Annotated in this window: 23 protein-coding genes; 12 read left to right on the forward strand and 11 right to left on the reverse strand. The window is 68.9% G+C overall.

Features of this window, described 5'->3' with window-relative positions; genetic code table 11:
- Positions 1-29: 29 nt before the first annotated feature.
- The 3 genes from cydB to hisC form a co-directional block, all read right to left on the reverse strand.
- The gene (gene cydB / locus ACWCPY_RS30050; protein WP_451270169.1) at positions 30-1031 is read right to left on the reverse strand and encodes a cytochrome d ubiquinol oxidase subunit II; all 1002 of its coding nucleotides are present in this window, start codon (positions 1029-1031) and stop codon (positions 30-32) included.
- Positions 1032-1049: 18 nt separating this feature from the next.
- Entirely contained in the window at positions 1050-2558 is a 1509-nt protein-coding gene (locus ACWCPY_RS30055) for a cytochrome ubiquinol oxidase subunit I (protein ID WP_451270171.1), read from the reverse strand.
- Positions 2559-2850: 292 nt separating this feature from the next.
- The gene (gene hisC, locus ACWCPY_RS30060; protein WP_451270173.1) at positions 2851-3930 is read right to left on the reverse strand and encodes a histidinol-phosphate transaminase; all 1080 of its coding nucleotides are present in this window, start codon (positions 3928-3930) and stop codon (positions 2851-2853) included.
- 373 nt (positions 3931-4303) lie between these two features.
- Between hisC and ACWCPY_RS30065 the strand changes: the two genes are divergently transcribed.
- The 3 genes from ACWCPY_RS30065 to ACWCPY_RS30075 all read left to right on the forward strand — a co-directional run bounded on the left by ACWCPY_RS30065 (position 4304) and on the right by ACWCPY_RS30075 (position 7655).
- Complete coding sequence (locus tag ACWCPY_RS30065) at positions 4304-5416, forward strand: LacI family DNA-binding transcriptional regulator (RefSeq protein ID WP_451270175.1); 1113 nt, start codon at positions 4304-4306, stop codon at positions 5414-5416.
- 173 nt (positions 5417-5589) lie between these two features.
- Positions 5590-6648: a metallophosphoesterase gene (locus ACWCPY_RS30070; protein WP_451270177.1), complete on the forward strand. Its 1059-nt coding sequence runs from the start codon at positions 5590-5592 to the stop codon at positions 6646-6648.
- A 182-nt stretch (positions 6649-6830) separates the two neighbouring features.
- Positions 6831-7655: a hypothetical protein gene (locus ACWCPY_RS30075; RefSeq protein WP_451270179.1), complete on the forward strand. Its 825-nt coding sequence runs from the start codon at positions 6831-6833 to the stop codon at positions 7653-7655.
- A 110-nt stretch (positions 7656-7765) separates the two neighbouring features.
- Here the strand turns inward: ACWCPY_RS30075 and thiC are convergent, their stop codons facing one another.
- Positions 7766-9541, reverse strand: a complete 1776-nt coding sequence (gene thiC / locus ACWCPY_RS30080; RefSeq protein ID WP_451270181.1) for a phosphomethylpyrimidine synthase ThiC — start codon at positions 9539-9541, stop codon at positions 7766-7768.
- Positions 9542-9737: 196 nt separating this feature from the next.
- On the opposite strand from thiC, the gene ACWCPY_RS30085 reads away from it, so the two are divergent.
- Positions 9738-11060, forward strand: coding sequence for a YibE/F family protein (locus tag ACWCPY_RS30085; RefSeq protein ID WP_451270183.1), 1323 nt, complete (start codon positions 9738-9740; stop codon positions 11058-11060).
- Between the two features lie 81 nt (positions 11061-11141).
- Here the strand turns inward: ACWCPY_RS30085 and ACWCPY_RS30090 are convergent, their stop codons facing one another.
- The 4 genes from ACWCPY_RS30090 to ACWCPY_RS30105 all read right to left on the reverse strand — a co-directional run bounded on the left by ACWCPY_RS30090 (position 11142) and on the right by ACWCPY_RS30105 (position 13393).
- On the reverse strand, positions 11142-11579 hold the full coding sequence (locus tag ACWCPY_RS30090; RefSeq protein WP_072488197.1) for an SsgA family sporulation/cell division regulator: 438 nt from the start codon (positions 11577-11579) through the stop codon (positions 11142-11144).
- Between the two features lie 101 nt (positions 11580-11680).
- Positions 11681-12451, reverse strand: coding sequence for an IclR family transcriptional regulator (locus ACWCPY_RS30095; protein WP_451270185.1), 771 nt, complete (start codon positions 12449-12451; stop codon positions 11681-11683).
- 243 nt (positions 12452-12694) lie between these two features.
- Entirely contained in the window at positions 12695-12907 is a 213-nt protein-coding gene (locus ACWCPY_RS30100; protein WP_072488273.1) for a DUF5326 family protein, read from the reverse strand.
- Positions 12908-13075: 168 nt separating this feature from the next.
- On the reverse strand, positions 13076-13393 hold the full coding sequence (locus ACWCPY_RS30105; protein WP_072488196.1) for a cupin domain-containing protein: 318 nt from the start codon (positions 13391-13393) through the stop codon (positions 13076-13078).
- Between the two features lie 68 nt (positions 13394-13461).
- Here ACWCPY_RS30105 and ACWCPY_RS30110 point away from each other — a divergent pair, with 68 nt between their 5' ends.
- The 4 genes from ACWCPY_RS30110 to ACWCPY_RS30125 all read left to right on the forward strand — a co-directional run bounded on the left by ACWCPY_RS30110 (position 13462) and on the right by ACWCPY_RS30125 (position 16680).
- Positions 13462-13839: a phage holin family protein gene (locus ACWCPY_RS30110; protein ID WP_451270187.1), complete on the forward strand. Its 378-nt coding sequence runs from the start codon at positions 13462-13464 to the stop codon at positions 13837-13839.
- A gap of 67 nt (positions 13840-13906) precedes the next feature.
- On the forward strand, positions 13907-15139 hold the full coding sequence (locus tag ACWCPY_RS30115) for a cystathionine gamma-lyase (RefSeq protein ID WP_451270189.1): 1233 nt from the start codon (positions 13907-13909) through the stop codon (positions 15137-15139).
- 100 nt (positions 15140-15239) lie between these two features.
- Positions 15240-16136, forward strand: a complete 897-nt coding sequence (locus ACWCPY_RS30120) for a LysR family transcriptional regulator (RefSeq protein WP_451270191.1) — start codon at positions 15240-15242, stop codon at positions 16134-16136.
- 64 nt (positions 16137-16200) lie between these two features.
- Positions 16201-16680, forward strand: a complete 480-nt coding sequence (locus ACWCPY_RS30125) for an NUDIX hydrolase (protein ID WP_329820042.1) — start codon at positions 16201-16203, stop codon at positions 16678-16680.
- Between the two features lie 89 nt (positions 16681-16769).
- On the opposite strand, the gene ACWCPY_RS30130 is transcribed toward ACWCPY_RS30125, so the two are convergent.
- Complete coding sequence (locus tag ACWCPY_RS30130) at positions 16770-17951, reverse strand: globin domain-containing protein (RefSeq protein WP_451270194.1); 1182 nt, start codon at positions 17949-17951, stop codon at positions 16770-16772.
- A gap of 322 nt (positions 17952-18273) precedes the next feature.
- Between ACWCPY_RS30130 and ACWCPY_RS30135 the strand changes: the two genes are divergently transcribed.
- Both ACWCPY_RS30135 and ACWCPY_RS30140 read left to right on the forward strand, forming a co-directional pair.
- Complete coding sequence (locus tag ACWCPY_RS30135; protein ID WP_451270196.1) at positions 18274-18801, forward strand: DUF2269 domain-containing protein; 528 nt, start codon at positions 18274-18276, stop codon at positions 18799-18801.
- A gap of 5 nt (positions 18802-18806) precedes the next feature.
- Positions 18807-19673, forward strand: coding sequence for a GNAT family N-acetyltransferase (locus ACWCPY_RS30140; protein WP_451270198.1), 867 nt, complete (start codon positions 18807-18809; stop codon positions 19671-19673).
- 31 nt (positions 19674-19704) lie between these two features.
- Here the strand turns inward: ACWCPY_RS30140 and ACWCPY_RS30145 are convergent, their stop codons facing one another.
- Together ACWCPY_RS30145 and ACWCPY_RS30150 are read right to left on the reverse strand one after the other, a co-directional pair.
- On the reverse strand, positions 19705-20130 hold the full coding sequence (locus ACWCPY_RS30145) for a GlcG/HbpS family heme-binding protein (protein WP_451270200.1): 426 nt from the start codon (positions 20128-20130) through the stop codon (positions 19705-19707).
- Positions 20131-20207: 77 nt separating this feature from the next.
- Positions 20208-21419 carry an MFS transporter gene (locus ACWCPY_RS30150; RefSeq protein ID WP_451270202.1) on the reverse strand — a complete coding sequence of 404 codons (1212 nt, stop codon included), beginning with the start codon at positions 21417-21419 and terminating at the stop codon, positions 20208-20210.
- Positions 21420-21560: 141 nt separating this feature from the next.
- Between ACWCPY_RS30150 and ACWCPY_RS30155 the strand changes: the two genes are divergently transcribed.
- Both ACWCPY_RS30155 and ACWCPY_RS30160 read left to right on the forward strand, forming a co-directional pair.
- Positions 21561-22028, forward strand: a complete 468-nt coding sequence (locus ACWCPY_RS30155) for a MarR family winged helix-turn-helix transcriptional regulator (RefSeq protein ID WP_451270204.1) — start codon at positions 21561-21563, stop codon at positions 22026-22028.
- Between the two features lie 79 nt (positions 22029-22107).
- Positions 22108-22560, forward strand: a complete 453-nt coding sequence (locus tag ACWCPY_RS30160) for an N-acetyltransferase family protein (RefSeq protein ID WP_451270206.1) — start codon at positions 22108-22110, stop codon at positions 22558-22560.
- Positions 22561-22566: the final 6 nt, after the last annotated feature.

Genomic DNA, 22566 nt, shown 5'->3' on the forward strand with positions numbered 1-22566 from the left:
GTGATCCGCCGGTCAGGTCCCGGCTGCGGTCAGTGCGCCTCGGCGATGTGCTGCGTACCGATGCGCTTGCGGAACACCCAGTACGTCCAGCCCTGGTACAGCAGGACGATGGGGGTGGCGATCCCCGCACACCAGGTCATGATCTTCAGTGTGTACGGGGTGGACGAGGCGTTGGTGACCGTGAGGCTCCAGGCGTCGTTCAGCGAGGACGGCATGACGTTCGGGAAGAGTGTCAGGAAGAGCATGGCGACCACGGCCGCGACGGTCACCCCGGAGAACGCGAACGACCAGCCCTCGCGTCCCGCCGCGATCGTGGCGACCGCGGCGACCAGCGCCACCACGGCGATGATCATCGCCAGCAGGCTCCAGCCGTCCCCGTTGTCGAGCTGGGTCCAGATCAGGAAGCCGAGCGCGAGCACCGCGGTGACGATCCCCAGCTTCAGCGCCAGCCTGCCGGCCCGCTCCCTGATGTCCCCGGCCGTCTTGAGTCCCGCGAACACGGCGCCGTGGAAGGTGAAGAGGGCGAGCGTGACCAGTCCGCCGAGGATGGCGTACGGGTTGAGCAGGTCCCAGAAGGTGCCCACGTACTCCATGTCGGCGTCGATCTTCACGCCGCGCACGATGTTCCCGAAGGCCACGCCCCAGAGCACGGCCGGGATCAACGAGGTCCAGAAGATGGCGTGTTCCCAGTTGGTCTGCCACTTCTCACCGGAGCGCTTGGCCCGGTACTCGAAGGCGACCCCCCGCACGATCAGACAGACCAGGATGAGCAGCAGCGGCAGGTAGAAGCCGGAGAACAGGGTGGCGTACCACTCGGGGAAGGCGGCGAAGGTCGCGCCGCCCGCGGTGAGCAGCCACACCTCGTTGCCGTCCCAGACGGGCCCGATCGTGTTGATCAGGACTCGTCGTTCCTTGCGGTCGCGGGCCAGCAGCTTGGTGAGGACGCCGATTCCGAAGTCGAATCCCTCCAGGAAGAAGTAGCCGGTCCAGAGGACGGCGATGAGTACGAACCAGACGTTGTGGAGTTCCATCTCTCAGCTCCTCTGCTCTCAGTAGGAGAAGGCCATCGGCCGGTCGGCGTCGTCATGGTCGCCGCCGATCTTGGTGGGCGGGTTGAGGTCGGCCTCGGTGAGCTCCGGCGGACCTGCCTTGATGTACTTCACGAGCAGCTTGACCTCGACGACCGCGAGCACGGCGTAGAGCAGGGTGAAGCCGATCATCGAGGTCAGCACCTCGCCCTGCGAGACACCGGGGGAGACCGCGTCGCGGGTCTGGAGCACTCCGTAGACGACCCAGGGCTGGCGGCCCATCTCGGTGAAGATCCAGCCCCAGGAGTTGGCGATCAGCGGGAAGAGCAGCGTCCAGAGCGCCAGGATCCAGTAGCACTTGGCGAACTTCGGGCTGAGTGCCTTGTTCTTGAAGAGGACCAGGTTCGGCACTTCGTCCTCACCGGTGCGCAGTCCCGGCGGCAGCATGAACTTCTTCCGGGTCAGCCACAGCCCGAGGATGCCGAGGGCGAAGGAGGCCATCCCGAAGCCGATCATCCAGCGGAAGCTCCAGAACGCGACCGGGATGTTGGGCCGGTAGTCGCCGGGGCCGAACTTCTCCTGCTCGGCCTTGTTGATGTCGTTGATGCCGGGGACGTACGAGGTGAAGCTGTCGTCCGCGAGGAAGGACAGTATTCCCGGGATGGAGATCTCCACGGTGTTGTGGCCCTTGGCCACGTCGCCGACGGCGAAGACCGAGAACGGCGCACCCTCCTCGCCCTCCCAGAGGGCCTCGGCGGCCGCCATCTTCATCGGCTGCTGCTTGAACATGACCTTGCCCAGCTGGTCGCCGCTGATGGCGGTGAGCAGTCCGGCGATGACCACGGTGACCAGGCCGAGCCGCAGTGAGGTCCGCATCACCGGGATGTGCTTCTTGCGCGCCAGGTGGAAGGCGGCGATGCCGACCATGAACGCGCCGCCGACCAGGAAGGCCGCGGTGATGGTGTGGAAGAACTGGGCGAGTGCGGTGTTCTGGGTGAGCACGTGCCAGAAGTCGGTGAGCTCGGCGCGACCGCGTTCCTTGTTGATCCGGTAGCCGACCGGGTGCTGCATCCAGGAGTTGGCCGCCAGGATGAAGTAGGCGGACAGGACGGTCCCGATGGAGACCATCCAGATGCAGGCGAGGTGGATCTTCTTCGGCAGCTTGTCCCAGCCGAAGATCCACAGCCCGATGAAGGTGGACTCGAAGAAGAACGCGATCAGTGCCTCGAACGCGAGCGGAGCACCGAAGATGTCACCGACGAACCGCGAGTAGTCGGACCAGTTCATGCCGAACTGGAACTCCTGGACGATGCCGGTGACGACGCCCATGGCGATGTTGATCAGGAAGAGCTTGCCCCAGAACTTCGTCGCTCTGAGGTACTTCTCGTTGTTCGTGCGGACCCAGGCGGTCTGCAGGCCGGCGGTGAGCGCGGCGAGAGAGATCGTCAAGGGGACGAACAGGAAGTGATAGACGGTAGTGATACCGAACTGCCATCGCGCCAGGGTTTCCGGCGCCAGAGCCAGCTCCACGTCGTCTTCTCCTTACGTCGCCGTAATCACACCGGCAGTTTGCCCTTTAAATCCGACTGATCACGGGAGAAACAGGACACGCTTGTGAACGCGTTCACATTCACAAGCATTATGACGCACAGACTTTCGCGACGTTCGGGCGGGGTACCCCTCTTGGGACGTTCCGATCAATCTGCCCGAACCAGACGCCCCGGGAGCACCGCGGACCCCGGGGAACGAGAAGGCCCCGTACCTCGTCGACGAGGTACGGGGCCCGGATCCCCTGATCGCGCGGACGGACCGCGCGACCGCCCTACAGCTCCTTGCGGTACGACTCGGCCACCTTCAGGAACAGGTCGTTCGCCTCGTCCTCCCCGATCGTGACCCGCACCCCCTCACCCATGAACGGCCTGACCACCACTCCGGCCCGCTCGCACGCCGCGGCGAAGTCGGCGGTGCGCTCCCCGAGCCGCATCCAGACGAAGTTCGCCTGGGAGTCCGGCACGGTCCATCCCTGACCGGCCAGCGTCCGCTGCACCCGCTGACGCTCGCACACCAGCGAGCCCACCCGCCCCAGAAGTTCGTCCTCGGCACGCAGCGAGGCGACCGCCGCGTCCTGCGCGAGCTGACTGACCCCGAAGGGCACCGCCGTCTTGCGCAGCGCCGCCGCCACCGGCTCGTGGGCCACGGCGAAGCCGACCCGCAGCCCCGCCAGGCCGTACGCCTTGGAGAAGGTCCGCAGCACCGCCACATTGGGCCGGTCCCGGTAGATCTCGATGCCGTCCGGCACCTCGACGTCCCGGATGAACTCCCGGTACGCCTCGTCGAGCACCACGAGGACATCACCCGGCACCCGGTCCAGGAACCGCTCCAGCTCGGCCCGGCGCACCACGGTGCCGGTCGGGTTGTTCGGGTTGCAGACGAAGATCATCCGGGTGCGGTCCGTGATCGCGTCCGCCATCGCATCGAGATCGTGCACCTCGTCGTCGGTCAGCGGCACCTTCACCGAGGTCGCACCGCTGATCTGCGTGATGATCGGGTACGCCTCGAAGGAGCGCCAGGCGTAGATGACCTCGTCACCCGGGCCCGAGGTGGCCTGGAGCAGCTGCTGCGCCACACCGACCGAGCCGGTCCCGGTGGCGAGGTGCGACAGAGGCACACCGAAACGCTCGGCCAGCTCGTTCATCAGGCCGGTGCAGGCCATGTCCGGGTAGCGGTTGAAGTTCGCGGCCGCGGCCAGGGCGGACTCCATCACCCCGGGCAGCGGCGGGTAAGGATTCTCGTTGGAGGACAACTTGAACGCGACCGGTCCGCCGGCCGCGGCCGGCTTGCCCGGTACATAGGCGGGGACGCCGTCCAGCTCGGCGCGCAGCTTGGGGCTCGTCTCGCTCACCGCAGGTCCTCCTCGACCGTCTCTGTACACATCAATACTGCTCACCTTATGAGGATTGGGCGCGGCTGCGAATGGCTCCGGGCGCCCAATCGTCCGGTGCGACCGGGAATGGGGGGAGCGCTTCCCCCTCCGGCGCGCGCCGGTGGCTCACTCCGTGGCGCGCGTCCCTCGAAGAGGTGAGATGAGACCTCTTCGAGACATCGACCATTTGGTAGGCCCATCGACTCCGGCACATGACACACTACGGTCAGGCCCGTCAACATCCTTGGTTTTCAAGGCATTTGACCGTTAATGATCATGCAAAAACGTGCCTGTCAACGAGTGAATATGCGACCGGGCCAACCGCCCCTCCGAGCCCTACTATCGGCTCGCCATGACAGCAGCAGGGAAGCACCAGGTGAGCCGGACGGACACACCCCGGCGCGGCGGCCGGCAGGGACGAGCGGGAATCCGGGATGTGGCCGCCGCCGCCGGAGTCTCCATCACGACCGTCTCCGACGCGCTCAACGGCAAGGGCAGGCTCCCGGACGCCACCCGCCGCCATGTCCGCGAGGTCGCTGAGCGCCTGGGCTACCGCCCTTCCGCCGCGGCCCGCACCCTCCGTACCGGCAAGTCCGGCCTCATCGGCCTGACCGTGACGACCTACGGGGACGAACCCTTCACCTTCACCGAATTCGCGTACTTCGCCGAGATGGCCAGAGCGGCCACCTCCGCCGCGCTCGCCCGCGGCTACGCCCTCGTCATCCTGCCCGCCACCTCACGCCACGACGTCTGGTCGAACGTCGCGCTCGACGGCACCGTCGTGATCGACCCCTCCGACCAGGACCCGGTCGTCACCGAACTCGTGCGCCAGGGGCTGCCCGTCGTCTCGGACGGCCGCCCGGCCGGCACCCTCCCGGTCACCGCCTGGGTCGACAACGACCACCGGGCCGCCGTGCTCGACCTGCTCGACCATCTCGCCGCCGCCGGGGCCCGCCGCATCGGCCTGCTCACCGGCACCACCACCGACACGTACACCCGCCTCTCCACCAGCGCGTACCTCCACTGGTGCGAGCGCGTGGGCCAGGACCCGGTGTACGAGTCGTACCCCGCCCACGACCCGTGCGCGGGCGCGGTCGCCGCCGACCGGCTGCTCGCCCGCCCGGACCGGCCCGACGCCGTCTACGGACTCTTCGACCCCAACGGCACCGATCTGCTGGCGGCGGCCCGCCGGTACGGCCTGCGCGTCCCCGAGGACCTGCTGCTGGTCTGCTGCAGCGAGTCCACCGTGTACGCGACGACCGAGCCCCCCATCACCACCCTCTCGCTCAAGCCGCGCAGAATCGGCACGGCAGTCGTCCAGCTTCTGATCGACGCCATCGAGGGCGTGGATCAGGACGGACCGGTGGAGCAGGTCATACCGACCGAACTCATCGTGCGGACCTCCTCGCAACGCCGTCCACCCCGCACCACGGTCAGCGCACCCCGCTCGCCGGCAAGGGATTGATCAGGCGATTTCGGACCAATCGGCTGGTGAACCCGACGTGCGTCCGGATTCACCACCCCTGGTGCGTCACACAGCACGATCCACATTCCTATGATGGGCGCACGACACCGCGGACCGCCCCGACCAGCAGGGCCCGTCAGGTGTACGGCGGCGCGACGGTGGTGGAGGGGTCGATGACACAGGGGGCCGGTCAGGAACCCGTGGTGCGGACTGCGACGTTGCGCGACTTCCGCGTACCGCCCTATGCCCAGACCCCGGTGCCGCCATCACCACCGCACCCGGGCAACGCCGTGCCCGGCGGCGAGCCGCCGGAGGGGTACACCCCCACCGAGCGCGATCTTCCCGTGATCAACCGCGGTGACACCCTGCAGGTGGCGGCCGTCCCCGACCCGCGCCCCGTCCCGGACCAGGGCCTCGGCCCGCTGTACGTGGTCGGCGACGTCCACGGCTATCTGGACGAGCTCCACGCCGCCCTCGCCGAGCAGGGCCTGATCGACGCCGACGGCAAATGGTCGGCGGGCAACGCCCGGCTCTGGTTCCTCGGCGACTTCACCGACCGGGGCCCCGACGGCATCGGGGTCATCGACCTCGTGATGCGCCTGTCCGCCGAGGCCGCGGCCGCGGGGGGCTACTGCAAGGCCCTGATGGGCAATCACGAACTGCTGCTCCTCGGCGCCAAGCGGTTCAGCGACACCCCGGTCAACTCCGGTGCGGGCACCGCCACGTTCCAGGCCGCCTGGCTGCTCAACGGCGGCCAGAAGAACGACATGGAGCGGCTCCAGGACGTCCACCTCCAGTGGATGTCCCGGCTCGACGCGATCGTCGAGGAGGACGGGCATCTACTGATGCACTCCGACACGACGGCCTACCTCGAATACGGCACCACCATCGAGGACGTCAACGACACGGTGCACGCCATCCTCACGCGTAACGACGCCGATGAGTGCTGGGACCTCTTCCGCAAGCTCACCAAGCGGTTCGCCTTCCGCGACGAATCGGGTCCGCAGGCCGTCCGGGAGCTGATGGCCGCCTACGGCGGACAGCGCATCGTCCATGGTCACAGCCCCATTCCGTACCTCCTCGGAGAGGTCGGTTCGGAGGACGGCGAGGACAGCTCCGGCCCCGTGGTCGAGGGTCCGCACGTGTACGCGGACGGGCTCGCCATCGCCATGGACGGCGGAGTGACCATGGCCGGAAAGCTACTGGTCGTCCAACTGCCCCTGCATGACTGACGTTCTTCCGGGAAGACGCTCCCAGGAACTGAACACGCCGAACACCGGGCCTATTTACGGAAACCCCCTGTCACCCCGTGCCGTGGGCGCTCTACCATCGGCGTATCAGTAGCAGGCTCTCCTCCGTTTCCGCCCAACTGCCCCTCCTGAGCGGGCATTCAGGCCCGACGGAGCATCGGGGGATGCACATGAACAGCGCTCCGCACCTGCTGGCCGAGGACCGACCCGAGTACGAGCGGATCCTCGACGACGCACTGCGCCATGCCCATGAACGGCCGGATCTGGCCGCGGTCGGCGAGAGACTCAACGCCGTACAGCTCCGCACCATGGCGCTGGACGCCACGGAGTTGATCACCTCCACGGCCGCCACCGAGTACAAGCACTATGTACAGGCCCGGCAGGAACTGCGCAGCCCCGCCGAAGGGGAGGACCGGGACGCAGGCCCAGGATCCGTCGCCGCCCGCCCGCATCGGTCGGGAGCCGGCATAGGAGCCGTGGTCACGGTCCTGGCGCCGGTGCTCGCCGGCACCGCCGCGTTCATATTCCTGCTGGCCGGCTATCTGCTGAGGCTGCTCGACCCGCCGCCGTCGTTCGCCTCCACCATGGTCTCCGCCGGCTGGTTCTTCGCAGCGGTCACGGCCGCAGCCATCCTGGCCGCCGCCGCCGGGCTGCTCATCACCGCGCTGCGCAACGGCTCCGACTCGCAGCCCGCCGACGACGAGGAGGACGAACTGCCGGAGGACGTGGCACGGGCCAGGGAGGCGTGGCGCCACGCCCTGCTGGAGCGCGGCATACTGCCGTTCCTGCGGGACGCGCTCGCCGACCCCGAGGCCGCTCCCGCCGCGCGCACCCCGCTTCCCTCCGCGAACCGCATCCCGAAGGTCGGCTACAGCCGGCCGGACTTCTCCAGCCCGGGCGACGGCCCGGCGGCGGGCCCCCGCCCCACGTTCACCTCACCGGACTTCACCAGCCCCGACTTCGGCGGCCCCGAGCACGAGCTGGACTGACCGGCTCCCCGCGGGCGAACGGCGGGACCGTTCGCTCCGGAGGCCGGAGCCTCCGGAGCGAACACCCGGGCCTGTCCGGCCATGGCCCGCCGGACAGGCCCGAGCCCGGATCAGTCCGCGATCGGCAGATAGACCCGGTTGCCGGACGCTGCGAACTCCTTGGACTTCTCCGCCATGCCCGCCTCGATCTCCGTCTGCGAACCACCGTGTTCGCGCCGGATGTCCTGGGAGATCTTCATCGAACAGAACTTCGGTCCGCACATCGAGCAGAAGTGCGCCGTCTTCGCCGGCTCGGCGGGCAGCGTCTCGTCGTGGAACTCCCGCGCGGTGTCCGGGTCGAGAGCCAGATTGAACTGGTCCTCCCAGCGGAACTCGAAGCGGGCGTCCGAGAGCGCGTCGTCCCAGTCCTGCGCCCCCGGATGCCCCTTGGCGAGGTCCGCCGCATGCGCCGCGATCTTGTAGGTGATGACGCCGGTCTTCACATCGTCCCGGTTGGGCAGGCCGAGGTGCTCCTTCGGCGTGACGTAGCAGAGCATCGCCGTCCCCCACCATGCGATCATCGCCGCGCCGATACCCGAGGTGATGTGGTCGTACGCCGGCGCGACATCGGTGGTCAGCGGGCCGAGCGTGTAGAAGGGCGCCTCCTCGCAGATCTCCTGCTGGAGGTCGATGTTCTCCTTGATCTTGTGCATCGGTACATGGCCCGGGCCCTCGATCATGGTCTGGACGCCGAACCGCTTGGCGACCGCGTTCAGTTCGCCCAGCGTGCGCAGCTCGGCGAACTGCGCCTCGTCATTGGCGTCGGCGATCGAGCCGGGACGCAGCCCGTCGCCCAGCGAGTACGTCACGTCGTAGCTCGCGAGGATCTCGCAGAGCTCTTCGAAGTGCTCGTACAGGAACGACTCCTTGTGGTGCGCGAGGCACCACGCCGCCATGATCGAGCCGCCGCGGGAGACGATGCCGGTCTTGCGGCGGGCGGTCAGCGGGACGTACGGCAGGCGCACGCCGGCGTGAACCGTCATGTAGTCGACGCCCTGCTCGGCCTGCTCGATGACGGTGTCCTTGTAGATCTCCCAGGTGAGTTCCTCCGCCCGGCCGTCGACCTTTTCGAGGGCCTGGTAGAGCGGAACGGTGCCGATCGGCACGGGGGAGTTGCGCAGAACCCACTCACGGGTGGTGTGAATGTTGCGGCCGGTGGACAGATCCATGACGGTGTCGGCGCCCCAGCGCGTCGCCCACGTCATTTTTTCCACCTCCTCCTCGATGGAGGACGTCACCGCGGAGTTGCCGATGTTGGCATTGACCTTCACCAGGAACCGCTTGCCGATGATCATCGGCTCGATCTCGGGGTGGTTGACGTTGGCGGGCAGCACGGCCCGGCCGGCCGCGATCTCCTCCCGCACCACCTCGGGCCCGACGTTCTCCCGGATCGCCACGTATTCCATCTCCGGAGTGATCTCGCCCCGGCGGGCGTACGCGAGCTGGGTCACCGGCCGCCCGTCGCGGCTGCGGCGCGGCAGGCGCGGGCGGCCGGGGAAGACCGCGTCGAGGTTGCGCAGCCCGCCGCGCGGCGGGGTGTGCTTGAGCCCGTCGTCCTCGGGGCGGGCGGGGCGGCCCGGGTACTCCTCGGTGTCGCCGCGGGTGACGATCCAGTTCTCCCGCAGCGGTGCGAGGCCGCGGCGGACATCGGTCTCGACGGTGGGATCGGTGTACGGACCCGACGTGTCGTACAGCGTCACGTCCTTGCCGTTGGTGAGGTGCACCTGACGGACCGGCACCCGGAGGTCCGGGCGCGAGCCCTGGACGTACCCCTTGTGCCAGCCGATGGACTTCCCGGCCTCGTCGCTCTGGTTCGAGGCAGGCGTGCGTGCGTCCGCTGTGGTCATGAGACCTACTCCCTACGCCGGCATTACCCGGTAACAGGTTCGGCGGTCGGCGCAGCCCTTCCCGTACGGACGTACGGATATCAGCGCCCTCTCAGCCCGGTGCTCCGAGCTCCCGCGTGTGCAAAGGTCCCTCCACGCTAGCGCCCCGTCCGGCGTGATGAACAGAGGGCCCGTCCCTTCTTGCGATGATCGGCCGGTGACGTCCCTCCATATCGACCACGAACCGCAGGGCCATCAGCACGGCCACTCGCACAGCCACGGCCCTGCCGCACCCGTCTCCAGACATCTGCGCAAGGTCATCGCGGCCGTACTGATCCCGTTCGCCGCCGCCGTCCTCGTCGGCCTGGTGGCGCTCTGGCCGGGCGGTGCGCCGGCGCACGAGCGGACCGGCGTCGGATTCGACCGGCAGACCCAGCAGGGAAAGGTGGTGAACATCGACATGGTGGACTGCAAGGAGGTGAACGCGGTCCAGACGCCCCTGGGCGGGGACACCACATCGCCCTCGGAAAGCAGAAGGGGACTGTGCAAGAAGGCCACGGTCGAGGTGACGACCGGTCACGACAAGGGCCGCACCTTCGTCGAGATCATCCAGCCCGACTCTCCGCGCCAGTTGCGCCAGGGTCAGGGCGTGGTGGTGTCGTACGCCCCTGACGCGCCCCGCGATCTGCAGTACTCGGTGACGGACGTCAACCGGAAGTTCCCGATGGCTCTGCTGGCCGGGATCTTCGCCCTGGTCGTGGTCGCGGTGGGCCGCATGCGCGGGGTGATGGCACTGGTCGCGCTCGCGGTGTCGTTCGCCGTGCTGACCCTGTTCATCCTCCCGGCCGTTCTCCAGGGCTCGAATCCGCTGCTCGTCGCGGTGGTCGGGGCCAGTGCCATCATGCTGATCGCGCTCTACATGTGCCACGGCCTGACCGCCCGCACCTCGGTCGCGGTGATCGGCACGCTGATCTCACTGCTGCTGATCGGACTGCTCGGGTCGCTCTTCATCGGCTGGGCCGGCCTGACCGGCAACACCGATGACAGCACCGGCCTCATCCACGGCCTGTACCCGCACATCGACATGAGCGGTCTGCTGCTGGCCGGTGTCATCATCGGTTCGCTCGGGGTGCTCGACGACGTGACCGTGACCCAGACCTCGGCGGTCTGGGAACTGCACCAGGCGAACCCGACGTTGGGCGTGCGTGGCCTCTACCGGGCAGGGATCAGGATCGGACGCGACCACATCGCCTCGGTCGTCAATACGCTGGTGCTCGCCTACGCGGGCGCCGCGCTGCCGTTGCTGCTGTTGTTCTCCATCGCGCAGAGCAGCGTGGGGACGGTGGCCAACAGCGAGCTGGTGGCGGAGGAGATCGTACGAACGCTGGTCGGCTCGATCGGACTGGTCGCCTCGGTGCCGGTGACGACGGTGCTCGCTGCGCTGGTCGTCTCCGCGGACCGCACAGGGCTCGGCGCGGAAGCCGGAGCTTCGGCACCCGTACGGGCCAGGAGAGGCCGTCGTCGTAGGACGAAGCCCTGATCGTCTCCGCCAGGTGAACAATTCACCCATTCGGCAGGCACCGTGTTCGACCGGCGAGCCGGTCGGCGGCGCCCGTTCCCGTCAGCCGGCGTTCTGTTCCTCGGCGAGGATCCGGCCCAGGGCGTCCTCCAGGTTGCCCTCGAAGTCACCCAGCGTGCACTCCTGCCCAAGCGGCACAAGCTTGTCGGTCCGGTCGAGAAACGCCACAAGTGGTGCCGTGCCGGCCCGGAAGAGGGCCCGGTCCTCGCCGACCTGAAGCCGGATGTGTACGTCGGAAAGTCCCTCGGGCTCAGTGGGTCCGATGTGCACATCACCGTCACCACTGGGGCTGTTGAGGCCGTCGAGCAGCAGCTCACGGCCGAATGCCCAGGTGACGGGGGCGTCACCTGGCAGATGGAAGGTCATCCGGATCGCATACGGATCGCAGACCTCGTACCGGAGCTCCACCGGGATCCGGAAAGAGAGTTCCTCGGAAACGAGGAAGCTCATCATGACCTCAGCTTGAACCGACTCGCGCATCGTTCAACCCCGCAGTAGATGAATCTGGCCAGGAATGATCCCCCGTGGCCCTATTGACGCCATCGTGGTGCACGCGATAGCAGATCACAAGGAGTGATTTTTCAGATACTGATAGAGAACACGAACGAACGCAAGAGGTTGGCCACTTCGCCACGTAGTTGTTCGACTGCGGGGAGCAACCGTCTCTCCTGCTCCAGGGGTACGGAAATCGCCATCGCGGCGGCGGTGAATCCGGCTGTGATCGGGATGGCCGCGCAGACCGTACCCAGGGCGTACTCCTGTCGCTCGATGACAGGTTCCATCCGCCCCATCGACCGCAGCCGTTCGAGGAGTGCCGCGCGGTCCTTCACCGAGTAGCGGGTCAGCGGACGCACGGGGTGACGGTCCAGGTGGTCCTCGCGGGCCTTCTCGTCGAGCTGACTCAGCAGGCACTGGCCGATCGCATGGGCGTGCCCGGTCTCCCGGAAGGAGGCCCATTCGTCGACGGCGGGATTGGCGGGGGTGTCGGCGACCGCGACGAGTTCGATCTCGCCTTCGCGGTAGACGGCGCAGTACACCGGCGCTCCGATGATGTCCCGCCAGCGGCCCAGCGACTCGGCCATCCTGCCGCGGCGATTCTGCAACGTCCCCTCGCCGACCAGGCGTTCCGCCGCGGTCCCCATGAGGAAGACGCCGTTCTCCCGGCGCAGATAGCCCTCGTGCGTCAGGGTGCGCAGCAGATGGTAGGCCGTGGGAAGAGGGAGCCCCGCCTCCCTGGCCAGTTGCTTCGCGGGCGCCCCGTCGCGATGAGCGGCCACGGCTTCCAGCAATCTCAGCGCTCGCTGCACCGAACCGATCAGCGTCGGGGCAGCGGTGCTCGATGCCGTGGTCAACAGTCACCCCCAGGCATGGTGACGGGTGGTCAGCCCGCCTGTGGGGGCCGCCCCCACGGGCTGCCGCATGGCTGGGGTCCGGAGACCGAACGCCGTACAAACCACGGGTCACTGTGGTGACAGGCTGTTAACTCCCATGCGCTGGCAGCGAACTGCCACTGTATCGGCCGGGTCCGCGGGGGGCGTCGTTTCGCCTTCCGCTTAGCTCACCTGGGCTAACGCCCCGGCCGGTCGCCGATCGTCCTACCAGTCGCCGCGCGAGGAGGACGACGACATGAACTTGCGTACGACGAAGATGAGCCCACCGACCAGGATCACGAAGACCAGGACCTTGAAGAGCACCTCGATCACGAACCCGAGCACGCTGGCGATCAGACCGCCGAACACGACGATCGCGATGACCGGCACCGCGATCCACTTCACCCACCAGGGCATACCGGCGAATATCTCCCGCACGGCCATCGTCCCTACCTCGTCTCCTTGAGTTCCTGCTTCGATGCCTGAGTTCCTGCTTCGATGCTAGAGGCGCGGAGGGGGCCGACGGGGGCCGCACAGCCCTTGAAGTCCCCTGATCGACCCCTGAGGGATCCCTGAGACCGGCCCCTCGCCCTCCGGTGGACCGGCTCAGCTCTCCGGCGGGGAGAAGACCACCATGACCCGCAGGTCCTCGGTGATGTGGTGGAACTTGTGGGCGACACCGGCCGGTACGTACACCACGCTTCCCCTGCCCACCTGCGTGGTTTCCATGCCGACCGTGATCGAGGCACGGCCGCTGACGACGAGGTAGACCTCGTCCTGGTTGTGCGGCTGCTGCGGGTCGAGCTCACCGGCGTCCAGCGCGTACAGGCCGACGGACATGTTCCGTTCCTTCACGAACTGCAGATACGCGCCGTCGTTGGCGGCCCGCTCCGCTTCCAGCTCGTCCAGTCTGAATGCCTTCATGGCCTGTGCGCCCCTTGCCTCTGCACTGCCGGTGTCCGCCACCGATCACGTCTGCCACGATCAGACACATGAAGAATTTCGTAGTCAAGACGATCGCCAACGCAGGTGCGCTGGCCGTGGCCATCTGGCTGATCCAGGACATCACGCTGAACGGTGGCAGCACCGGCCGCAAGGCGCTCACGCTGATCGTGGTCGCCCTGCTCTTCGGCCTGGTGAACTTCGTGGTCAAGCCGGTCGTGAAGCTGCTGACCCTGCCGCTCTTCATCCTCACGCTCGGGCTGATCACGCTGGTGGTCAACGCGCTCATGCTGCTGCTGACCTCGTGGCTGGCCGGGCTGTTCCACCTGAGCTTCCACGTCGAGGGCTTCTGGACCGCCGTGCTGGGCGGTCTGATCATCTCGATCGTGTCGTGGGCGCTGAACGTGATCCTGCCCGACGAGGACTGATCCGTGGCCTGCTGAAACAGTGCGGGCAGGACCGGTGGCACACCGGAGAGAGAAATGAGGGAGCGGTATGAGCACCATGGGTGACGGAACCCGGGCGGTACGGGCCGGGCTGCCCGAACCGGAGCAGTTCGAGCCCACTCTGCCCGGTCCGGTCTTCGCCGCGCACTTCCATCTCTCCGGTGAACCGACCGGTCCGTACACCTACGGCCGGGACACCAATCCGACCTGGACCCATCTGGAACGCGCCATCGGCGAGCTGGAGGCACCGGGGGAGCCCGTCGAAACCACGGTCTTCGCCTCCGGGATGGCGGCGATCTCGGCCGTGCTGCTGTCCCAGGCACGCACCGGCGACGTGGTGGTGCTGCCCGACGACGGCTATCAGGCCCTGCCGCTGGTGCGTGAGCAGCTGGAGGCGTACGGGGTCGAGGTGCGGACCGCGCCGACCGGTGGCGATGCCCAGCTGGCAGTCCTCGACGGCGCCAGGCTGCTGTGGATCGAGAGCCCGTCCAATCCGGGGCTCGACGTCTGCGACATACGCCGGCTCGTCGAGGCGGCGCACTCGGCCGGCGCTCTGGTGGCCGTCGACAACACCCTCGCCACACCGCTCGGCCAGCGCCCGCTGGAGCTGGGGGCCGACTTCTCGGTGGCCAGTGACACCAAGGGCATGACCGGACACGGGGACCTCCTGCTCGGCCATGTGACCTGCCGCGATCCGGAGCTGGCCGCGGGAGTGCGGCGCTGGCGCAAGGTGGTCGGCGCCATCCCGGGCCCCATGGAGGCCTGGCTCGCGCACCGCTCGCTGGCCACCCTGGAGCTGCGGATCGAGCGGCAGTGCTCCACCGCCCTGACGCTGGCGGAGGCGCTGGGCAAGCGGCCGGAGGTGACCGGGCTGCGGTACCCCGGGCTGCCCACCGACCCTTCGTATCCGAAGGCCGTACGGCAGATGCGGCGCTTCGGCTCCGTGGTGTCGTTCGTGCTGCCCGACCGCGAACGGGCCGAGCGCTTCCTGACCGAGCTGCGGCTGGTCGAGGACGCGACGAGCTTCGGCGGTGTGCGCTCCACCGCCGAGCGCCGGGCACGATGGGGCGGTGACGCCGTGCCCGAGGGCTTCATCCGTTTCTCGGTGGGCGCGGAGAACCCGGCGGACCTGGTGGCGGATGTGGAACGGGCGCTGGACGCGGCGCTGGGCCAGGGCCTTTCGTCTGGACCGGGCAGGCAAGGGCCGGGCGGTCCGAGCCTCCCCCCTCGTGGCTCGGACCGCCCCGGTTCCTCCTGCGAAGAACCGCCCGAACAAGGCTAGTTGACTCTCCGTCAGTGTCCAATCACGTTAGCGACAGAGACCTATCGACATATTTATAGTTGTACGGGTCCGAAGCGTCGTGAGGGTAGGAGGGCAGGACATGGACCTGGCCCTGCTGCGCACGTTCGTCACGGTGCACCGGGCCGGCTCCTTCACCAGGGCCGCCGCCCTGCTCGGCCTGTCCCAGCCTGCGGTCACCTCGCAGATCCGGACCCTGGAGCGGCAGCTGGGCCGCCCGCTCTTCCTGCGCAAGGCCCGCGGCGTGACCCCGACGACCATCGGCGACGAACTCGCGCACCGGGCGGCGCCCCATCTGGACGCGCTGATCGAGATCACCGAGACGGAGCTCGACGAGGAGTCGGGCGTACGGACCCTGCACCTGGCCGGACCGCCCGAGTTCACCTCGATGCGTGCCCTGCCCGCGCTCGCCCCTCTCGTCGGCCAGGGACTGGCGCTGCGCAGCTCCTTCTTCACCGGAGCCGAGGAAGTACTGGAGGGGCTGGCCGCCGGCCACCACGACCTGGCCGTCGCGACGGCCCGCCCGCGCGGCGGGTTGTTCTCCGCGACCCCGCTCTGCGACGAGGAACACGTGCTGGTCGCCGCGCCGCGCTGGGCCGGGCGCCTCGGGCCCGGGGCCCTGCGGCACAAGGGGCCCGTGGTGCTGGACCAGCTGCCGGTCGTGGAGGTCCACGAGAGCCTGCCGCTCGTCTCCCGTTACTGGGCCTCGGTCTTCGAGAGCCGGCCCGCCGTCGCGGGGGCCGTCATCGTGCCGGATCTCCGGGCGGTCCTGGAGTGCGCCGCGGCGGGCGCCGGACTCGCCGTGCTGCCTCGCTATCTGTGCGAGAGAGCTCTGGAGCGGGGCGAGGTGGTGGCGCTCCTGGACCCGCCCGTGCCTCCCCTGCGCACCTACTTCCTGGCCGTGCGGACCGGCACGCTCGCGCTGCCCCACATCGCGCGGGCTCACGAGTGGCTGCTGCGGGCCGCCGCCGACTGGTGAGCCGCAGGACGGCCCGGCACCCGTCCGGTGTTTCAGAACCGGTTCCGCGGGCCACGCTCTTGCCATGACCGAACGTCCTGTGGTCAAGCGCACCGCACGTGCCATCCTGCTCGACGGCGACGACCTGATCCTCATCAAGCGCACCAAGCCCGGGGTGGATCCCTACTGGCTCACGCCCGGTGGCGGGGTCGAGCCCGAGGACGCGACCGTGGTCGACGCCCTGCACCGCGAGGTGGACGAGGAGCTCGGCGCCAAGATCACCGATGTGGTCCCCTGCTTCGTCGACACCGTGGAGCACATCGAGGGCGGCGGGGTGAAGGGCGTGAAGGTCCAGCACTTCTTCGTCTGCCGGCTGGAGTCGATGGACCCGGCCCGGCGGCACGGGCCCGAGATCGACGATCCCTGCGGGGAGTACGACATCGTGCGGGTGCCGTTCAGCCGTATGGGGATCGCCGCCGTCCACCTGGTGCCGCTGTCACTGCGGCACTACCTCGACGGCAACATCGAGGGCGTACGCGCGATGCACGCGCCCGACCTGGGCTGACCGCCTCCGCTCCGGGGGGCCGCGGCGGCCGCCGCGGACGGGCGGGCGGATCGCGGGTGGGCGGGTCGTGTCAGGCGGGGCCGGTCGTGTCAGGCGGGGCCGGTCGTGATCAGGTCCTCGATGAAGTCGTGCCGGATGCGCTCGGCGGGCATTCCGGTGCCCCTGAGCGCGTCCACGCCACTGCGGATCATGCCGGGCGGGCCCGAGAGGTAGGCGTCGTACTCGTGCCATGGGCCGCGCTGCCGCACCGCCTCGGGCAGCAGTCCCCTCATCAGGCCCCTTCCCGTTTCCGGACCGGTGGCGACCACCGGCCGCACCGCGAGCCAGGGAAAGGTGTTCTGGAGCCGCATCATCGTGTCGATGTCGTACAGGTCGTGATCGCTGCGCGCCCCGTAGAAGACCTCCATGGGACGCCGGTCGCCATGCTCCGCGACGTCCTCGACGAGCGCCTTGATGGGGGCGATGCCGGTGCCCCCGCCCAGGCAGAGCAGGCCATTGTGGGTGGAGTGGTCGACCGTCATCGAGCCCGTGGGCGGGCCGAGGCGCAGAACGTCCCCGGGCCGGGCCCGGTGCACCAGGGCGTTGGAGACCCAGCCGGCCGGAACCGCCTTGATGTGAAAGGTGAGCAGGCCGTCGGGGCGGGGTGCCGACGCGAAGGAATAGTGCCGCCAGATCCGTGGCCACCATGGGGTCTCCACGGCCGTGTACTGGCCGGCGAGGAAGGGGTAGGCCTGGTCGGGGCGGAGCGTGAGCACCGCTATGTCACGGGTCCTGAGGTCGTGGGACACCACCTCCGCGTGCCACAGGGCAGGGGCTCGCTGCTCGTCCTCGGCGGCCGCGTCGATCATGATCTGCGATATCGCGGTGTAGGCGCGCACCCAGGCCTCTTCGGTCTCGCCGTCCCAGGTGGTGGTCGCGTAGCGGCTCAGGGCACCTATGAGCGCCTCCCCCACCGCCGGATAGTGCATGGGCAGCGTGCCGTACTTGCGGTGCCCCCGGCCCAGTTCGCCGAGGTACTCGGCCAGCGCACGCGGATCGTCCAGCCGGTCGGCCGCGGTGAGGATCGCGCGGAGGAGCCGGTCACGCTGGACATCCATCGCGACCGGGAACAGGTCACGCAGTTCGGGGTGGCGTATGAAGAGCAGCGCGTAGAAGTACGAGGTCGCCCGGTCCGCGACGGGCGAGATCTCGGTCAGGGTGCGATGGATCAGGACCGCGTCGGCAGATCTGTGCGGTCCGTCTTCGGTCCACCCGGTGGCCGGAGCATCCATACTGTGCCTCGCCTCGTACGTCTCGTGGTCGCCTTACGCGCCGGAACGGCCCGCGGTTGTTGTCCACGGACGCGATCGGGCCCTGCTGACGGTCGCCATTCGGCCACTGTCCGCGGTCCCCCGGCCCAGCATGCCTTGCGGGGGACGCGGGCGGGCCGTGAACGCATGACAGGCACCCCTGAGCGCATCCGTAACCGCCGGGACGACAACTCGCCTGCCGGTCACGGCCGCAGAGGAGAGCGTGCTGTACTCCGAGCCCAGTACGCGCAATTACTCCCGTCGTCGGACGCCCGATCGCCCCGCTCCCGGCACCGTGTTTCACGTGAAACCACTCAAGCGCTCCGCCCGCCGCAGCCTCCTCGTGGCGCATGTCGCGGTATCCGTCGGCTGGCTGGGACTGACCGTCGGACTGCTGGCTCTCGCCATCACGGCCTTCTCCACTGCGGACCCCGCCACCGCCCGGGCCGCGACCCGCGCCATGAAGGTCTTCGGGGACTGGTTGATCGTGCCGGTCGCCCTGTTCTCGCTGTTCAGCGGTCTCGTTCTGGCGCTCGGTACGCCATGGGGGCTGGCCAGGCACCGATGGGTCTGGACGAAGTTCTGGCTCACCCTGATCACCGTGGCACTGTCCGTCTTCTCCCTGCGGCCCGGCATCGACGAGGCCGCGACGCGTGGCACCGTCGACGTCGACCTGGTGGTCGCGCCGTCAGTGGCAACGGCGACCTACCTCTTCATCACCGCGATATCGGTACTGAAGCCCTGGGGACCGACCCGGCGCGGTCACCGGCTGCGCCGCTCGGCCGGAGCCGGTAAAGGGGTGGACGAGCGAACACCACGTCGGACAGCCTGACCTCCATGCCCAGCTCACTGCCCCGCCCGTCAGCCGAATTGCCTCTCCGGCGCCTCACCCAGAATGACCTGGTCGCCTGCGCCGATCTCTGCGAAGACCGTGGCTGGCCACGCGATGAGCACCGGTGGGGCCTGCTCCTCGCCGCCGGAACCGGCTACGGCGTGGACGATCCCGAGGGCAAGGGGCTGATGGCCAGTTGTGTGGTGACCTCCTACGGCCCGCGGCTGGCCGCCATCGGCATGCTGCTCGTCGCGGAGCGATACGCGCGGCAGGGGGTCGCGCGGCATCTGATGAACCGGGTGATCGCCGAGTACGGTGACACACCGCTCAGCCTCTACGCGACAGCCGCGGGGCAACCGCTCTACGAGCAACTCGGCTTCTCGGCCGTGGGCCGCTCCCAGCGGGTCACCGGCTTCCTCCGGCCGACCGACGACGGATCCGCCGTGCCCGTCCGCCCGGCCACGGCGGAGGATCTGCACGCCATGGTCCGGCTGGACTCGGACGTCTTCGGCAGCGACCGGACCCATGTCCTCGCCCGGCTGCCCGCGTACGCCGACCACATCCGGGTCGCCCGGGACGAAGGGCAACTCATCGGGTACGCGGCGGCCTGGCCGAGCGACGGGGCCCATGTGGTCGGCCCGCTGATCGCGCGCGACACCGCCACGGCTCAGGCACTCGTCGCCTCTCTCGCGGAGGCGACCGACCGGCCCCTGCGCGCGGACATCGACGCGCGCCACACCGAACTGCTCGGCTGGTTCGAGGAGTGCGGCCTGCGGCCCGGCTCCGTGACCACGGTGATGACCCATGGGATCTCGGACCTGCCGGGCGACTGGACCCGTCGCTACGCCCCGCTGACCGTGGCGACGGGCTGACCGCGGAGACCTGCGCGGCCCGGGGCGTGCGTCAGACGAGAGCCTTCACGGCGGCCGACGCGAAGCCGTGATCCTGGTCGGGGGCGCCTCCGCCGACACCGATGGCGCCGATGAGCCGGCCGTCGCGGTGGACGGGGACACCTCCGGCGATGAAGAGCAACGGCCGGTCGAGGGCGGTGGGCAGTGTGTGGAAGAGCCCGCCGGGCCGGACCGCGTCGACGAGGTCGGCCGTGGGGGCGTCGAGCTGGAGGGCCGTGTACGCCTTGCGGGTGCTGGTCTCGCCGGCGATGAGGACGGCCCGGTCGTCCCGGCGGAAGGCCAGCAGGTGGCCGCCCGCGTCGAGGACGGTGACGGCAACCGCGACGCCTGCGGCCTCGGCGGCGGTACGGGCCGCGTCGACGAGCGATTCGGCGTCCGCGGTTGTCAGCGGGGCGACGGCGACAGTGGTGGTGCTCATGGGGGCTCCTTGGTGCGATGTGACGCGGTGAGGTGCCGCGCTCTGCGGGAAGGGGATGTCGGAGTGGAAGGGGGATCTCAGCGCCGGGACGCGGGTGCGAGGGCGGGCTCAGGGGTGTGCCGGGCAACGATCCGGCCGGTCGTGACCGTGCGGCGTTCCAGCACACCGGAGACGACCGCGAGGGCCAGGGCGGAGGCCGCCAGAGCCGCGCCGATCCAGTTGGGAGCGGTGTAGCCGAGGCCCGCCGAGATGACGAGGCCACCGAGCCACGCCGAGAGCGCGTTGCCGAGGTTGAAGGCACCGATATTGGCCGCGGAGGCGAGGGTCGGGGCTTCGGCAGCCTGGTCGAGCACCCGCTTCTGCAGCGGCGGCACGGTCGCGAAGCCCAGGCCGCCGATCAGCGCGATGGTGACGGCTGCGGTGATCTTGTTGTGAGCGGTCAGCGTGAACAGGGCAAGGACCACGGCGAGGGCGCCCAGCGACACGTACAGCAGGGGCATCAGATGGCGGTCGGCGAACCTGCCGCCGATCAGATTGCCGCCCACCATGCCCAGTCCGAGGAGCACCAGCAGCCAGGTGACGGACGACGTGGAGTATCCGGCGATCCCGGTCATCATCGGAGTGATGTAGGTGATCGCGGCGAAGACTCCGCCGAAACCCAGGACGGTCATCGCCATGGCGAGCAGAACCTGCACATTGCGGAACGCGGCCAGCTCGTCGCGGAGCCGTACGCCCTCGCGCCGTGACTGTTCGGGGACGAGCCTGGCGACACCGAGAAGGCCGATCACGCCGATCGCGGCGACGGCGAAGAACGTGGTCCGCCAGCCCGCACTCTGTCCGATGTAGGTGCCCAGCGGTACACCGACGAGATTGGCCACGGTGAGGCCGGTGAACATCATGGCGATCGCCCCGGCCTTCTTCTGGGGAGCCACCAGGTCGGCCGCGACGACCGTTCCGATGCCGAAGAAGGCGCCATGGGCGAGTGAGGCGATCACCCGGCCGACGACCATGACGCCGAAGACCGGGGCGACCGCGGAGATCACGTTGCCCACGACGAACAGGCCCATGAGCAGCATCAGCATGCGCTTGCGGGTGACCCGGGTGCCGAGGGCCGTCATCAGCGGGGCACCGAGGACGACGCCGAGGGCGTACCCCGTGACGAGGAACCCCGCGGTCGGGATCGAGACCTGGAAGTCCGCGGCAACCTCGGGGAGCAACCCCATGATCACGAACTCGGTGGTCCCGATACCGAAAGCCCCGATGGCGAGGGCTAGGAGCGCGAGCGGCATGGGTTTCACCTTCCCTGAAGATTGCGCCTGCATGTTACGAGCGTCCACAATAATTGCAGACGCCGATTAATTGCAAACGCGGGCTATTGCGGCGGTCGCCTATCCTGGTGGCAAGCGGCTCCTACACGGAGGAGAGACCCCATGACAGCGACAGACCCCGCACTGACCGCCCTCTCCCAGGGCTGGTGCGCTCTCTCCTTGCTCCACGGAAAGATCGAGGCCCGCATCGAGCGGGCGCTGCAGTCCGGGCACGGGCTCAGCGTGCGGGAGTTCTCCCTGCTCGGCGTCCTGAGCAGGCAGCACAACGGCCCGGGTGGGCATCTCCAGATGAAGCAGGTCGCGGATGCGGTCGTGCTCAGCCAGAGCGCCACCACCCGCCTGGTCACCCGCCTGGAGGACCGCGGACTGCTGATGCGATATCTCTGCGACACCGATCGCCGTGGCATCTACACCGATGTCACCGAGGCCGGCCTCGCCCTGCTCGCCGAGGCCCGGCCGACCAACGACAGCGCGCTGCGCGCGGCGTTGGACGAGGCCGCGAAGTCGCCCGAACTGGCCCCGCTGGTCAGGGCGGTCGAGGAACTGAGGGCCCCGGTACAGGTCGCCTGAGTCACCGCGTGGTCGCGAGGCGCCTGTGGCGTAGGACAAAAGCCCGCGCCGCCCGGACGATCTGCGTACCCTGCCGATCATGAGCGATCTGGAAATACGGCCGGCTGCCCACGACGACATCCCCGCGATCGTGGCCATGCTCGCCGACGATCCGCTGGGTGCACAGCGCGAGTCGCCGGACGACCTGACCCCGTACCACGCCGCGTTCCGGCGGCTGGTGGACGACCCGAACCAGCACCTGGTCGTCGCCGTGCGCGAGGGCCGCGTCGTCGGAACCCTGCAGCTGACCGTGATTCCCGGACTTTCCCGCCGCGGCTCGACCCGCTCGGTCATCGAGGGCGTACGCATCCATGCCGACGAACGCGGCAGCGGCCTCGGCACCCTGCTGATCGAGTGGGCCGTGGCCGAATCCCGGCGCCAGGACTGCCAGTTGGTCCAGCTGACGTCCGATGCGACCCGGACCGACGCCCATCGCTTCTACGAGCGGCTCGGCTTCACCGCCAGCCATGTGGGCTTCAAGCTCGCACTCTGAATCACA

It is taken from the genome of Streptomyces sp. NPDC002403, assembly GCF_053593015.1.